General features: G+C 67.4%; 12 protein-coding genes. 7 read left to right on the top strand and 5 right to left on the bottom strand.

What is annotated here, in order from left to right; all coding sequences use genetic code 11:
• Positions 1-213: a heavy-metal-associated domain-containing protein gene (locus J4H92_RS14445; protein WP_208098887.1), complete on the bottom strand. Its 213-nt coding sequence runs from the start codon at positions 211-213 to the stop codon at positions 1-3.
• 59 nt (positions 214-272) lie between these two features.
• Positions 273-1,832 (bottom strand): MFS transporter, encoded by a 1,560-nt coding sequence (locus J4H92_RS14440; RefSeq protein WP_208098886.1) that lies wholly within the window; start codon positions 1,830-1,832, stop codon positions 273-275.
• A gap of 160 nt (positions 1,833-1,992) precedes the next feature.
• On the opposite strand from J4H92_RS14440, the gene J4H92_RS14435 reads away from it, so the two are divergent.
• Entirely contained in the window at positions 1,993-2,640 is a 648-nt protein-coding gene (locus J4H92_RS14435) for a TetR/AcrR family transcriptional regulator (protein ID WP_208098885.1), read from the top strand.
• Complete coding sequence (locus J4H92_RS14430; RefSeq protein WP_208098884.1) at positions 2,637-3,806, top strand: FAD-dependent oxidoreductase; 1,170 nt, start codon at positions 2,637-2,639, stop codon at positions 3,804-3,806. The genes J4H92_RS14435 and J4H92_RS14430 overlap by 4 nt, the downstream gene beginning before the upstream one ends.
• A gap of 82 nt (positions 3,807-3,888) precedes the next feature.
• Here the strand turns inward: J4H92_RS14430 and J4H92_RS14425 are convergent, their stop codons facing one another.
• The gene (locus tag J4H92_RS14425; RefSeq protein ID WP_208098883.1) at positions 3,889-5,208 is read right to left on the bottom strand and encodes an MFS transporter; all 1,320 of its coding nucleotides are present in this window, start codon (positions 5,206-5,208) and stop codon (positions 3,889-3,891) included.
• Positions 5,209-5,392: 184 nt separating this feature from the next.
• Between J4H92_RS14425 and J4H92_RS14420 the strand changes: the two genes are divergently transcribed.
• The 3 genes from J4H92_RS14420 (at position 5,393) to J4H92_RS14410 (ending at position 7,241) form a co-directional block, all read left to right on the top strand.
• Complete coding sequence (locus J4H92_RS14420; protein WP_208098882.1) at positions 5,393-5,848, top strand: DUF6153 family protein; 456 nt, start codon at positions 5,393-5,395, stop codon at positions 5,846-5,848.
• A 104-nt stretch (positions 5,849-5,952) separates the two neighbouring features.
• Positions 5,953-6,543, top strand: a complete 591-nt coding sequence (locus J4H92_RS14415; RefSeq protein ID WP_208098881.1) for a DUF305 domain-containing protein — start codon at positions 5,953-5,955, stop codon at positions 6,541-6,543.
• Between the two features lie 74 nt (positions 6,544-6,617).
• On the top strand, positions 6,618-7,241 hold the full coding sequence (locus J4H92_RS14410) for a CueP family metal-binding protein (protein ID WP_208098880.1): 624 nt from the start codon (positions 6,618-6,620) through the stop codon (positions 7,239-7,241).
• On the opposite strand, the gene J4H92_RS14405 is transcribed toward J4H92_RS14410, so the two are convergent.
• Positions 7,219-8,484 (bottom strand): DNA cytosine methyltransferase, encoded by a 1,266-nt coding sequence (locus tag J4H92_RS14405; RefSeq protein ID WP_243752418.1) that lies wholly within the window; start codon positions 8,482-8,484, stop codon positions 7,219-7,221. The two genes, J4H92_RS14410 and J4H92_RS14405, sit on opposite strands and share 23 nt — an antisense overlap.
• Positions 8,485-8,759: 275 nt before the next feature.
• Between J4H92_RS14405 and J4H92_RS14400 the strand changes: the two genes are divergently transcribed.
• Both J4H92_RS14400 and mobF read left to right on the top strand, forming a co-directional pair.
• On the top strand, positions 8,760-9,209 hold the full coding sequence (locus J4H92_RS14400) for a MerR family transcriptional regulator (protein WP_208098879.1): 450 nt from the start codon (positions 8,760-8,762) through the stop codon (positions 9,207-9,209).
• Positions 9,210-9,451: 242 nt separating this feature from the next.
• Entirely contained in the window at positions 9,452-13,012 is a 3,561-nt protein-coding gene (gene mobF, locus J4H92_RS14395; protein ID WP_208098878.1) for a MobF family relaxase, read from the top strand.
• Here mobF and J4H92_RS14390 read toward each other — a convergent pair.
• Complete coding sequence (locus J4H92_RS14390) at positions 13,009-14,253, bottom strand: AlbA family DNA-binding domain-containing protein (RefSeq protein WP_243752417.1); 1,245 nt, start codon at positions 14,251-14,253, stop codon at positions 13,009-13,011. The genes mobF and J4H92_RS14390 overlap by 4 nt on opposite strands.
• Positions 14,254-14,326: the final 73 nt, after the last annotated feature.

Here is a 14,326-nt window from a genome sequence, read left to right as displayed (position 1 = left end):
TCAGCTCCTGACGGCTGCGTAGCCAGCCTCATCAACCGCCGCGATCACCGCGGCGTCGTCCACCGGCTGCTCGGCGGTCACGGCCAGGCGACCCGTCTGGGCGCTGACATCGATGCCGGTCACACCGGGGATCTCGGAGACCTCGCTGCGGATCGCGGTCTCGCAGTGCCCGCAGCTCATCCCGGTCACCTGGTACTCGGTCGTCGTGGTCATGATTCCAACTCCTTCACTCGGGTATGACTTCTCCAACACGATACCCCCTAGGGGTATTCCTAGTTGGTGTGAACTTCTTCGGTGGACTGCTGCGCTTCGCCGGTGGGGCGGATGTGGCGCAGACGGGTCGCGGCGATGATCGCGGCCACACCGGCGATGACGGCCGAGGCGACGGCGGCCATGTTCATCCCGCCCGCGAAGGCTGCCTGCGCGGCGCTCACCAGTTGCTCGCCCAGCGCACCCGGAAGATTGGCCGCGGCCGCGAGCGCGCCGTCGATGCTGTCCGAGGCGGCTGCCGTGGCCTCCGGGGAGAGGCCCTCGGGCAGGTTTCCGTCGATGCGGCCCCGGTAGGTGGCGATGCCGACGCTACCGATGACCGCGATGCCGAGCGAGATGCCCAGGTCATTTGCGGTGGTCGCGAGCCCCGAGGCGCCGCCCGTCTTCTCCGGTGGCACCGAGCTCACCACGAGGTCGGTCGTCAGTGCCATCGAGGGCGCGACGCCGGGGTAGGTGATGATGAAACTCGCGATCACCAGCGCGAGGCCGGTGCCTGCGTCGAGCTGGGTGAACAGGATGTAGCCGACGACCTGGGTGAGCAGGCCGATCGCGATCACGTTCCCCGGACGGAACTTCCGCGCGAGCACCGGGGAGAGGGTGGAGACGACGATCAGTACCGCCGCGGCGGGCAGGATCGCCAGCCCGGCCTGGAGCGGCGAGAGGCCCTGCACATGCTGGAGGTACTGGGTGAAAAGCGAGTACACGCCACCCAGTGCCGCCGCCGACAGCAGGAACACGGCCAACGCCCCGGAGACGGTGCGGTTGGCGAACAGGCGCACGTCCAGCAGGGGCTTCTCGGCTCGCAACTGCCGGATCACGAACCACAGTCCGATCAACGCGCCCACAGCGAGCAGGCCGATCGAGGGCAATGCGGGTTCCTGGGCTGCGAAGCGCTTGATGCCGTAGATGATTGCGAGCAGCCCGCCGACCAGCAGCAAGGCGCTGAACAGGTCGATCTTCGCCGACGGGTCGCGGTGCTCAGGAACCAGCAGCGGTGCACCGATTGCGACGATCGCCATGATCGGCACCGCTACCAGGAAGGTTGCCTGCCAGCCGAAGGTCTCCAAGAGCAGGCCACTGAGCAGCGGGCCGAGGGCCACGCCGGCTGAGATGCCACCGGCCCAGACGCCGATCGCGACGCCGCGCTGCTTCGCGTCGGCGAAGAGCACGAAGATCAGACCGATCGTCGCGGGCACCATCATCGCCGCTGCCAGTCCGAGGACGGCGCGCCAGACGATCATCAGCTCGGGGATCGTGGTCAGCGACGCGGCGACGGAGACCGCGGCGAACAGAATCGCACCGATGACCATCAGCAGCCGCTTGCCCACCCGGTCACCGAGCACGCCCATCGCGACCAGGAACCCGGCCATGACGAAGCCGTAGATGTCGAGAATCCACAGCAGCTGCGTGCTCGTCGGGTTCAAGTCCGCGGCGAGGTTCGGGGCGGCCAGGAACAGGATCGTCAGCATCATGAAGAGCAGCGTCGAGGGGATCACCAAGATCGCCAGACCCCACCACTGCTTCGCCCCTGCCTTGGGCGCAGGAGTGCTCGTGTTGCTCATGTCGCACCTCCCGTGGTCGTGCGTGTCGTGTTCATGGCCGTGTCGCCCCTCTCCTTCGCCCCGCCGCCGGTCGGGCGACGACACGTAACTCGGTCATCGGTGTACAGGTTGTAACAGCTACACTATCTCATACATTCCCGTACGAGTTGAGAGGTGGAGCATGCCGACGAAGAAGGCCAGTGCGACCGGTAGCGCTCGGCGCAGCCCGGCGACAGCGAACCGGGCGGCCAACCAACGCGCCGATGCACAGCGCAACCGGGCGAAGATTCTGGCCGCGACGGTCACGGCGATCCGCAAGAACCCCGACGCGTCGGTCGCCGATATCGCCGCCGAGGCGGGCGTGGGCCGGGTGACGCTCTACGGGCACTTCCAGACCCGCGCCGAACTCATCGAGGCTGCGCTGGTCGACAGCCTGGAACGCGGCGAAGACGTGCTGCGCGAAGTGCCCCTCGACGGCGATGCACGCGAAGCGTTCGGGCGGCTCGTCGCCTCTAGTTGGGTCCTGGTCGATCAATCCCGCGCATTGCTCGCCGCAGCGCAGAAAGAGCTCCCCGCCGCCCGCATCCGCGAGATGCACGAGAAGGCCGAGGCCCGGATGCGCGGTCTGCTGCTGCGGGGCCAGCGCGAAGGCGCCTTCCGCGCCGACCTGCCGGTGTCCTGGCTGCTGACCACCACGCACGTGGTGATGAACGGCGCCGCCGAGGAAGTGCGCACCGGCCGCATCGACCCCGATGATGCGCCCTGGTTTATCGACGCGATCCTGCTGCCGGCCTTCACCCAGACCGGCCCCGACGAAGGAACGCGATGAAGGTCGGGATCATCGGCGCTGGCGCGGCGGGAACATCCGCTGCGAAGACCTTGCAGGCCTCGCGGGTCGACATCGAAGTCGACCTGTTCACCCGCAGTGGTGAACAGCCGTACAACCGGACGCTCGTGAACAAAGGCGTGGCCATCGGTCTGCTTGAACCCGTGCAGACCGCCCTGCCAGCCGCCGGAGTGGAGACGATCGCTGATACGGTGCGCGGCATCGACCCCCGGAGTCGGGACGTACACCTTGACTCCGGGCAGTCACGCACCTACGACGCGCTCATTATTGCCAGCGGCAGTCGGCCATGGACCCTCGATGAGACGATCCTCGGCCGAGACCAAGCTCTCAGTGCCGGGCGGCTCACCGCCCTGCACTCGATCGCGGATGCCATCCGGGTCCGAGACCTGCTCGCGACCACGCACCCTGCCCGTGTGCTGATGCTCGGCGGAGGCCTCGTCGCATCGGAGACCGCCTCGCTCCTCACCGACGCCGGGCATGATGTCGCCCTGATCACCCGATCGCTGCTGCCTGGTGCCCGCGCCCTCGGAGAGGAGACCGCCAGAAGCCTCCTCAACCTGCATCTGCCGCAGCACGCCGCCTACCTCGGACGCACGCCGACCGCGATCCGCACCCACGCCGACCGCATCACCGTCGTCCTCGACGACGGCCCGCGAGCCGAAGGGGACCTGGCGATCGTCGCCCACGGCACCGTTCCCACCGCACCGGCACCCTGGAGCGGACCCGAGGGCATCGCCGTCGACAGCCGCATGCGGCTCATGGTCGCCCCGCGTCAGCGCATCTACGCCGCCGGCGGCGTCGCCGTGCACCACTATCCCCGCCACGGCTCGTACCGAGTTGATCACTGGGACGACTCGGTAGCCCAGGGCATCCACGCCGCCAGAACCCTATTGCACGACGTCGGCCAGGCCGACGACCCCGGCATATACCTACCGTCCTCAGCGTTCTCTGCACGCATCCATGGGCATACCCTCACCGGCGTCGGCCACCCCGCCCTGGGCACGAGCACGCGACTCGTCTCCACCGACCCGCTGCTCACGGCTCACTACCTCGGAGATATCCCCGTCGCACTCACCGGGATCGACGCCGCCAGCCTCGTCCGCGACTGGATACCTCGGCTGCACCAGCGGGCGCCGATTCGCTCCTGATCGACAGGCTGGATCGCCGGCGCCCCGGCGAGCACGACACGCCGGCGGGCGGAACCATTCGTTCCGCCCGCCGCCTGCGCGCTTATGCGGTGCGTGCGCAGGAGCACTGGGATGCCGCGAGGGTGCCTTCGGCGGCTTCGGTCTCATCACGGAGCGCCAGGTCGCCCGTCGCCGTTTCTGCGTCACTACCGGCGACGATGGCCTTCGTTCTCTTCTCGCGGGGCCAGAGCATCTGCGCCGTGATGGCGCCGGTGATGGCGAGAGCCGCAAGGATCGACCAGGCGAGAGTGAAGCCGGACGCTGTGCCGACCCATCCGGCAATCGGGTAGGTGACGAGCCAAGCCAGGTGCGACAGCGAGAACTGCGCCGCGAAGGCCGCCGGGAGCTCGCGCTTCGCGACCGAACCTCGAATGACACGTCCGGTGGGCGTGACGATCAAGGCCATTCCGCCGCCGATGACGACCCAGATCGGTGCCGTGATCATCCAGGAAGCCGCCTGGATGGCGGTCATTGCGACGGCCGCCAGCACACCGGCAAGTAGGACCGCGGCACCGGTCATCATCACGACCCGCTCGGCGATCCGATCGAGCACGCGCGGGAGGAACAGAGCGACCAACAGCGTGCCGCCGCCGGAAGCTGCGAGCATCCAGGCGACATCGGCCTGCGTGCCGCCCAGTTGATCTCGGACGTAGTTGACCGTATTGACCACCACGATCGATCCAGCTGCGGCGACCACCACGTTCAGTGCCATGACGCCACGCAGACGAGGAGCACTGAAGAAGACCTTCACGCCCGAGGTGACCCGGTTCCACGCACCCGCGTGCCCACTCGGTGCCGCATTCGGGATGCGAGTCGAGAGCACCAGGACGGCGGAGAGCACGAAGCCCACCGAGGTGCCCACGAACAGCCAATTGAACGTCATGAACGTCAGTGCCACCGCCGCCAGAACTGGGCTGAGCAGGCTCTCCATCGTGTAAGCCACCTGCGACGCGGACAGCGCCCGGGTGTAGTCGGACTCCTCGGCCACGATATCGGGGATCACTGCCTGGAACGTCGGCGTGAACGCCGCGGAGGCTGCTTGCAAGACACCGATGAGGACGTAGATCTGCCAGATCTCCGTGACGAACGGCAACGCGAGCACCACCATCGCGCGCACCACGTCGAGCACGGTCAGGAACATCCGTTTCGGGAGGCGGTCAGCATAGGCCGCCGCCAGCGGAGCGATCAAGACGTACATGACCATCTTGATCGTCAGCGCCGTCGCGAGAACGGCCCCCGCGCTGGGGCCGGCGAGCTCGTAGGCCAGCAGGCCGAGGGCAACGGTCGCCAACCCCGTCCCGAACAGAGCGATAATCTGCGCACTGAACAGGTGGCGGAAGTCGCGGATCGCGAACAAGCGCATCGAATTCTCCTGACCTTCGTGAACTCTTCCCCACCTCCAACAACATACCCCCCTGGGGTATTCCTCTCGGACGGAACCTGGCGGAACAGGGTCCGTTCAGCGCGCATACAGAGGCGGCCAGCCTCGGTCGCACCAACCACTCCGGCCGCCGACAGCGGCACGGTGAGCCCGTAAACTGAGGTGCATGGTGTCCGCAACAGCAACGCGATCCGGGAAGAGCCTCCGGGCCTTCTTCCGGTGTGTGCTGCTCGGAGGGTTGCTGGTCGCTGCGGTCATCGTCGGGCTGCTGGCCATGCACACGCTGAACCTGCACGGCACCCCGGCCGCCCACGCGCCCGCTATAACGGTCTCCGCCACCGGCACTGAGGGCGCTCATCACAGCGCGGGCGGCGTGCACGAGTCCGGTGGCTCGGCAGGTGACCTCGGTAGTGCATGCACGGATTGCGGGAGCGGTGACCATCTGGGCATGGCGATGGCGTGCGTGCTCGCGCTCCTGCTCATCCTGTTGATCCTGGTGCCGCCTCGGCTGCTGCGCGGATGGATGCGCACCCTGCCTCGGTCCTCCCTCGTGGCCCGCTTCATCGACAGGGTGCTGTCCAGGGCGCCGTCGTTGCACGTTCTCTGCATCAGTCGCACGTGATGGGGCGGTGAACCCGGCGCGCACCAGCGCCGACGGTTCCCACACACGCGGCGCCCTCCCGGGGGCCGCGCCACTGAAGCGACTGTTGATATTGGAGAACACTCATGAAGTTTCGTACCGCGGCGACCGCCGCACTCGCCCTCACCGCCGCTCTCGTCTTTGCCGGCTGCTCGGCCGAGAACGACGATGACTCGATGCCGGGCATGGACCACGGCTCGTCCGAGCAGGCAGCGGACGTCAACGACGCGGACGTGATGTTCGCCTCGATGATGATCGTCCACCACGAGCAGGCCATCGAGATGAGCGACATCGTCCTCGCCAAGGACGGCGTCGCCCCCGAGGTGGTCGAGCTGGCCGAGCAGATCAAGGCTGCCCAGGGGCCCGAGATCGAACAGCTCCAGGGCTGGCTGGGGGACTGGGGCGTCAATCCCGAGGAGCAGCAGATGGGCGGGATGGACCACGGCGACGGGATGATGACCGAGGACGACCTGGCCGCCCTCGAATCGGCCGACGGAGCCGAGGCGTCGCAACTGTTCCTGGAGCAGATGATCGTCCATCACGAGGGAGCGGTCGAGATGGCCCAGACGCAAGTCGATGACGGCAGCAACCCCGATGCCGTCGAGCTCGCGCAGACCATCATCGACGCGCAGACCGCCGAGATCCAGGAGATGCAAGACCTCCTGGCCACCCTCTGATCGACCGTCAGGGTCGGTGCCGTGGCGAGAGCGCCCGGCACCGACCCCGCCGAACACTTTCGAAGGAATACTCCATGCCCCATACCACCAAGCCGCGACGACTGAATATGATCGTCGCCGCCACCATCACGCTTGCCGCCGCCCTCGTGCTCACTGGATGCGCCACCACGTCCTCGACCGAACCCCCGTCGCCCTCGACCAGCAGTCAAGCGTCCGACACTGACTTCCTGGCGGCACACGACCTGGACGGCCTCGACGCCGCGCAGGTCATCGAACGGCTCGACACGATGCCCGTCGCCGACCGACCCGCCGATCTGATCGCGTCCGTGCAGCCGGATGCGCTCGTCCTCACCGATGACCAAGAACGCGAAACACAGCTGCCGATGCCCGATGACGAGGTATACATCTCGATCGCCCCCTACCGAGATCAAACCCATGACTGCTACTTCCACAGTCTGACCACCTGCCTCGGTGAGCTCGCAAACACCGAAGTTCAGGTCACCCTCACTGGCGAAGACGGTGACGTGCTCGTCGACGACGTGCGGCAGACCTACGACAACGGCTTCATCGGCATCTGGGTACCCCGCGGCACAACGGCGACCCTCACCGTGGAATACGACGGCCAGGCGGGAACGGCAGACATCTCCACGATGAACAGTGACGACCCGACCTGCATCACCACCCTGCAACTGACCTGACAACATGCCTGGCGAGTGCGCCGATTCGATGGGTGGAGGTCGTGGTGCGGTCGCCTAGCATCCGCAGGGATGCGATGGCGGCCGCGCGAGCACTGAGCTCGTGATTCTGACGGTACGGCTCATCACCGTGACTGCCCGGCGTCATGGCATTGCGTCCATGGCGAGGAATGCTTGGAGCGGGAGGACACCGTTGCCGAGGGCCGTGTTCTGTTGATTCGCTGTCAGCTCGTGAGTGGGATCGGTAACCCAGCCAGCGGGCAAGCCCATGAGCCATTCCACGAACTCCGGCGCAGGGCGCGGCCCCGCGGTCTTCGTTCAGAATCGCAGGGGCGGGCGCGTCTCGTCCGGTGATGTGCTCCCATCGGGCGATGGCGTCGGAGTATCGCCCCCAGCGATGAAGATGCCCTCGACCAGGGCGAACAGGGTCTCCGGCTCGTTCCACCTGGCCGGCGAGCCAGCCGGTCCGTGCAGAGCGAAGTCGATGATCTGATGACTCAGGGCGATCGTTCCCCGGCGCGCCCTCACCTGATCCAGCGTCTCGCCGCCACGTGAGGAGTCCGACGCCAGCGGCGTCCGGAAGAGTGCCTTCGGGGTGGGCTGTAATGAAGATGCGGAACCGGTGATGCGGTGCACCGACCAGTGATGCCAGTAGGCCGATCCAGTGCGCATTTCGCCCGAGGTCGGCCAGATCGCCCAGTACCGCTCCGAGTGCCCGAAGAGGTCGGGTTGCGTCGTCTCCCAGCATCCAAGGTTCGGGTTCCAGCTTGCGAACGGCGCTCGCTGTGTCGGGGGTTGCATCGTCGGGGTTGCGGTCGTCATCGGGTAGGCCTTTCGTCTCGGGTCGGGCTGCGGTTGCGGACAGCAGTCCGCGCACGTTCTCGACCAGCACGAGCTCGGGTTGCAGCGCCTCGATTGCGGTCGCCATGTACGACCAGAGCCCCGAGCGGGTGCCGGGTGCGAGCCCAGCGCCCTTGCCTACGGTTGAAACGTCTTGGCACGGGAAGCCGCCGCAAAGGATGTCCACCGGCGGCACCGTGGTCCAGTCGATGTTGGAGATGTCGCCGAGGTTCGGGGCATCGGGCCAGTGGTGGGCGAACACGCGAGCAACAGGGGTGTTGATCTCGGAGAACCAGATCGTCTCACCGCCGGTGGCGTGCTCGACGGCGAGATCGAGACCCCCGTATCCAGAGAACAGCGAGCCGATCCGAGGACGGCGAACCGAGGAAAGCGCAATGTCGTGCATGAGGGCTCCGGCAGGTCGGTGGAACCCCGGCACCAGACCCCGAGTGGAGCCCTATGCCAGGGAGAACACCTGTCAGGTGCACGGCCCGACGACCAGCGAACTCACCAGCCACAGAATCTCGCTTGGTAGCCGGACTCGCCGTCGTCCAGAGCCCCGAGACCGTCTCGCGCCAATGCTTCCATCTGCGCGCCCGAATCTCGCCACCTTCTGAGCGATCACACCTCTTGCAGATCGAGGTAGATAATTAGAGCGAACTCTAAGTTAAGGTAGTCACCATGGTAGACGACAACGCCGAGACTCCCGGAGCGGAGCCGCATGGACTGTCGGTCGCGGAGATGGCCGAGATCACCGGCGTCACCGCGCATACGCTGCGCTACTACGAACGCGCCGGCCTGATCCACCCCATCACCCGGACCGTCGGGAACCAACGCCGCTACCAGCCCGGCGACGTGGACTGGATGCGTTTCTTAGTGCGCCTCCGGGAAACCGGAATGCCGATCGCCCAGACGCGCGACTACGCCGCACTCCGTACCCAAGGAGACTCGACGCTTCCTGCGCGGGTGCACCTGCTGACCGAACATCACGAGGCTCTGCGCCAGAGGATCAAGCGGCTCCGCGACCACGAACGCGCCCTGGCCGCCACGATCAAGGGCCACCAGCAGATGACCGATCAAGCAGATGATGCGGGCGCTGGCAAGTCTTACGACGAGCCCCGCAAACGGTGATAGCTCATCGCCCGTAGGGTGTGGGGTTGCGTTGCGTTGATTTCGATTGCATGACGGGCCGCATGGCTTGACAGAGCGTCTGGTGTAGAACCCCTTCCAGGAGGCATGGTTGCGCCCCTTGCAGACAGTGATTAAGCGGAGGGCTCGCTCAACAGTTGGCGCAGCATCTCGCGGCGCTACATAGACCCCCTCTTGGTGTCAGTACCGCTCTGCACCGTGGCCGCATTGTTCACCTGGACAGCATGACGGTCTCGATGCGGGTGATGAGCGCGGGCGATGGGTACAAGTACCTGCTGCGCACGATCGCTGCTGCTGACGGTGACCGGTCGCTCTCGACGCCGTTGACGAGGTACTACAGCGAGGAGGGAACACCTCCGGGCAACTGGATGGGCTCGGCCCTGTCCGGCCTCGGTGACGGGCGGATCGGTGCCGGGGATGAGGTGTCCGAGGCGCAGTTGCAGTTGCTGATCGGGATGGGCCGCGACCCCATTACGGGCGAACCTCTGGGCCGAGCGTTCCCGCGGTACGTCTCGGCCACAGACCGCATCAGCAAGCGCGTGAAGGGTCTTGATCCGGGGTTGGGGATGGGTGAGCGTGCCGAGCAAGTCGCCCGGATCGAGGCCGAGGAGACCGAGCGCGAGAACCGGCGGGCGGTCGCGGGTTTCGATTACACGTTCTCGGTGCCGAAGTCGGTGTCGGTCCTGTGGGGCGTCGCTGATGCGGGTACGCAGTCCCTGATCGCGCAGGCCCATCGCGAGGCGGTGGCCGAGGTGGTGGACTTCATGGAGCGGGAGGTCGCCGCGACCCGCACCGGGTACACGGCCGCCGATGGCGCGGTCGCCCAGGTCGATGTCACCGGCTTGATCGCGACCGCGTTCGATCACTACGACTCCCGTTCCTCCGACCCTCAACTGCACACGCACGTGATCGTCAGCAACAAGGTGCAGACCGCGTTGGACGGGAAGTGGCGATCGCTGGACGGTCGTCCGATGCACGCCGCGGTGGTCGCCCTGTCGGAGCATTACAACGCGGTCTTGGCCGACCGGCTCACCGGGATGCTCGGCCTCGGGTGGGAGGCACGGGAGCGGGGCCGGGATCGGAACCCGGCGTGGGAGATCGTCGGGGTCGGCGAGGAACTGATCGAGGAGTTCTCCACCCGCTCCCACGACATCGACGCCGAAGCCGACCGACTCATCGCCGACTACGTCGCCGAGCATGGCCGCCGCCCCTCGGCGCGGACGATCGTGCGGCTACGTGCTCAGGCGACGCTGGCGACCCGGCCGGACAAGCAGGTGCAGTCGCTGGCCAACCTCACCGCCGGCTGGCGCGACCGCGCCGCCAAAGTGTTGGGTGAGGATGCGACCGGGTGGGCTCGCCGCATCACCCAGCCCCAGACGGCGCGGCCCTTGCGGGCCGATGACGTGCCGTTGGAGGTGATCGCCGAGCTCGGGCAGACCGTGGTGGCGGTGGTCGGTGAGAAGCGGTCGACGTGGCGGCCCTGGAACCTGCACGCCGAAGCTTCCCGGCAGTCGATGGGCTGGCGATTCGCCAGCGTGCCGGATCGGGAGGCTGTGGTCGGGATGATCGCCGATGCCGCCGAACAAGCCTCCCTCAGGTTGACGCCGCCGGAGCTGGCATCGAGCCCGGTCGCGTTCCGCCGTCCCGACGGGACATCGGTGTTTCGTCCGCGGCATTCGACAGTGTTCTCCTCGACCATGCTGCTGGAGGCCGAAGACCGCCTCCTCACCCTCGCCAGCACCCGCACCGCCCCCGTCGTGGACATCGAGACAGTCGAGCGGGTCGTCTCGAAGCCGGACCGGCACGGGCGGGTGCTCGGGCCGGACCAGTCCGACGCGCTGACACGGATCGCGGTCTCGGGGCGGGCGCTCGACGTGCTCGTCGGCCCCGCCGGTGCCGGGAAGACCACCGCCATGTCTGCGTTGCGGCGGGCGTGGGAGCAGCAGCACGGCTCCGGAAGCGTGGTCGGGCTGGCCCCGTCCGCCGTCGCCGCCCAAGTGCTCGGCGAGGATCTCGGGATCGACACGGAGAACACGGCGAAGTGGTGGCAGAACCACCTCACCCGCGGCACCACGTTCCAGGCCGGCCAGTTGGTCATCATCGATGAAGCGTCCCTGGCCGGCACCCTGTCGCTGGACCGCATCACCGCCCTGGCCGCTCAGGCGGAGGCGAAGGTGCTGCTGGTCGGCGACTACGGCCAGTTGCAGTCCGTCGATGCCGGTGGGGCGTTCGGGATGCTCGTTGCCGACCGCGACGACGGCGCGCCGGAGCTGAGCTTGGTGCACCGGTTCGAGCACGAGTGGGAGAAGACCGCTTCCCTGGATCTGCGACACTGCCGCACCCGCGTCATCGACACCTACCTCACCCACGACCGCATCACCGACGGCGATGGTGAGGACATGATCGACGCCGCGTACACGGCGTGGCGGGCCGACCAGGACGCCGGGCGGGTGTCGGTGCTGATCGCCGAAACAAGGGAGGACGTGACCGCGCTCAACGCCCGCGCCCGCGCCGACCTGATCCTCGAAGGCCGGATCACCCCGAACCGGGAAGTCGCGTTGACCGAGGGCACCCGGGCCGGGGTCGGGGACACGATCATCACCCGCCGCAACGACCGCCGGCTACGCAGCGGCACCGGCCGGGACTGGGTGCGCAACGGCGACACCTGGCAGATCACCGAGGTGCGAGACGACAGGTCGATCACGATCCGCAAGCCCGGGCGCCGGTCCGGGGCGATCGTGCTGCCGGCCGACTACGTGGCCGAGCACGTCGACCTCGGCTACGCCGTCACCGCACACCGGGCGCAGGGCATCACCGTCGACACCGCCCACGTCCTGGTCGAACCGACAACGACGCGGGAGAACTTCTACGTCGGCATGACCCGCGGCAGAACCTCCAACTGCGCGTACGTGATCCTCGACCGCCCCGACCCGACCCACCAGGCCCCGCACCCCTCAGACAACGACGAGGCGACCGGACGGGCAGTGTTGTTCGGGGTGTTGCAGCACTCCGGTGCCGAGGTCTCCGCGCACGAGACCATCACTATCGAGCAGGAGCAGTGGGGGTCGATCGCGCAGCTCGCCGCGGAGTACGAGACCATCGCCGCAGCCGCCCAGCACGACCGCTGGGCCACCCTCATCCGAGAATCCGGCCTCACCGATGACCAAGCCGACGCCGCGCTCACCTCGGAGGCGTTTGGGGCGCTGACGGCGGAACTGCGGCGGGCCGAGGCCAACCACCACGACCTCGATGCCCTGTTCCCTCGCCTGGCCGCTGCCCGCGGGTTCGAAGACGCCGAGGACATCGCCAAGGTCCTGCACTACCGTCTCGCCCGCGCCACCGCCCAGCCGGCCGGGTCCGGCCGTACCCGCAAGGCCCCGCGGCTGATCGTTGGGCTCATCCCGCACGCCACCGGGGCCATGAGCGGCGAGATGCGCCAAGCCCTCACCGAGCGGCGGGAGCTGATCGAGGCCCGGGCCGACGCGATCCTCGACTCCGCCCTCCACGACATCGAACCTTGGACGACCGACCTCGGTACGCCGCCGGTGGATCAGCGTGGGGCGGCCCGGTGGCGGCGCGATGCCCGCACCGTGGCCGCCTACCGCGACCGCTACAGCGTCACCGACGACACGGCGCTGGGTGCGGTGCCGGAATCCGCGGCCCAGAAGATCGACCACGCCCGCGCCACCGCCGCCCTCCACCGCCTCAACCCACGGCCGACCCCGGGGCCGGAGGAAGCGCGACGCTCGCCGGTCGGTGTCGATAGGCGCGGGCCCAAGCTCTAATCGTCCGCGGGTAGGGGGTTGATGGCGTGGAGGTATGTGACGCCGCCCTGGTTCACGCAGTCTTCCGCCAGCTCGTGGAGCTGGCGGTGGAAGTCGGAGCCAGTGGCCGATGCTGTCACGGTCGAACGCACCGATGTGAACGTCCTGAGCGGAGTCGAGACTCCGTCATACGTGTAGCCGGAGCCGTCGACGGTCAGGACGGTCAGAGGGCGTTCGCCGCCCCATTCGATGCCGATCCGTACATCGTATTCGTCGTGATGCAGTGCCCGGGCCGTCGCTTGGATAAGAGCCATGAAATCCGCGACGGCGCATTCGATGCCGCGCCCTTCGATCTCCCAGCCCTCGAAGTACCCGTCGGCACTCTTGCGGTGGCCGCCGACGGCTGCTGTCAAGGAGACGGACCCGTCGTGATGGACGCTGGCCCACGCCGACTTCCAGACTGATCGATCACCGGTCGCGGTGTTGGGTGCTACCCAGCGGCGCAATCCCGGCCGTGGGTTGAGATGCTCAACGTTCTCCAATGGATGCACGCCGACGTTCTTCGAGAACGAGAGAGTGATCGCCCGAGCGTCATCGAACACTGCGCGCGCCTCGTCACGGGTCAGACGGGTCAAGGCTCCTGGGATACGTGGATGCGCCACCGCGACCAGCCATGCACGGTCTGCCGCATCGCAGCCCTCGGCCGCTTCGACATACAGCGAATCCACGGCCTCCGTTGCTCGACGCCGCTCATCGAACCGCGCCCGATACATGGCCTCGATCTGGCGCTCCTTCATCCAGGCTGTATCGGCATCGTTGCGGACGGGGGCGCCGAAGAAATCGTTCTTGTAGATCAGGTGCGGCCCATCTACGCTCGCCGGGATGATCACGGCGACGGCCTGGCACTCCACACCGAGCCGATAAACCTCCAGCCCGAATACCGGCGGAGAGATCGCAGTGACCGCGACGCTGCGATAGGCGCGCTCATGACCCTCGGAGAACTCCCCGGTGTCACTCCGACCTGTCGCAGCCTTCCCCTTCTCCTCGACGCCATAGACAATCATCCCGCCGCCACTGTTCGCCATCGCCGCGATGTCTTTGGGCACGTCAGTTTGAGAGAGGCTCTTGGCAGGAGGGAGCTCCGACTTCCAGTCCAGGTCGTCGGTCTCCACCACGCCCGCCTCCACCGCAGAGTTGAGAACGTCGTCGGTCAACGGACTGGGAGGCAAGCCGAGTGCTCGGTGCAGCGGTGTGAAACTCATGGCTCAAGCGTAGACAGCGCCGCTGACACGACATCTGAGCGTCGGCCACGGCTCCGGCTCGACGAAGCGGGGC

Origin of the sequence: Leucobacter weissii, assembly GCF_017565745.1 — a bacterium.
Classification (GTDB): domain Bacteria; phylum Actinomycetota; class Actinomycetes; order Actinomycetales; family Microbacteriaceae; genus Leucobacter; species Leucobacter weissii.
The sequence above is the reverse complement of the archived record's forward strand: the minus strand, read 5'-3'. Positions and strand labels throughout refer to the sequence as shown.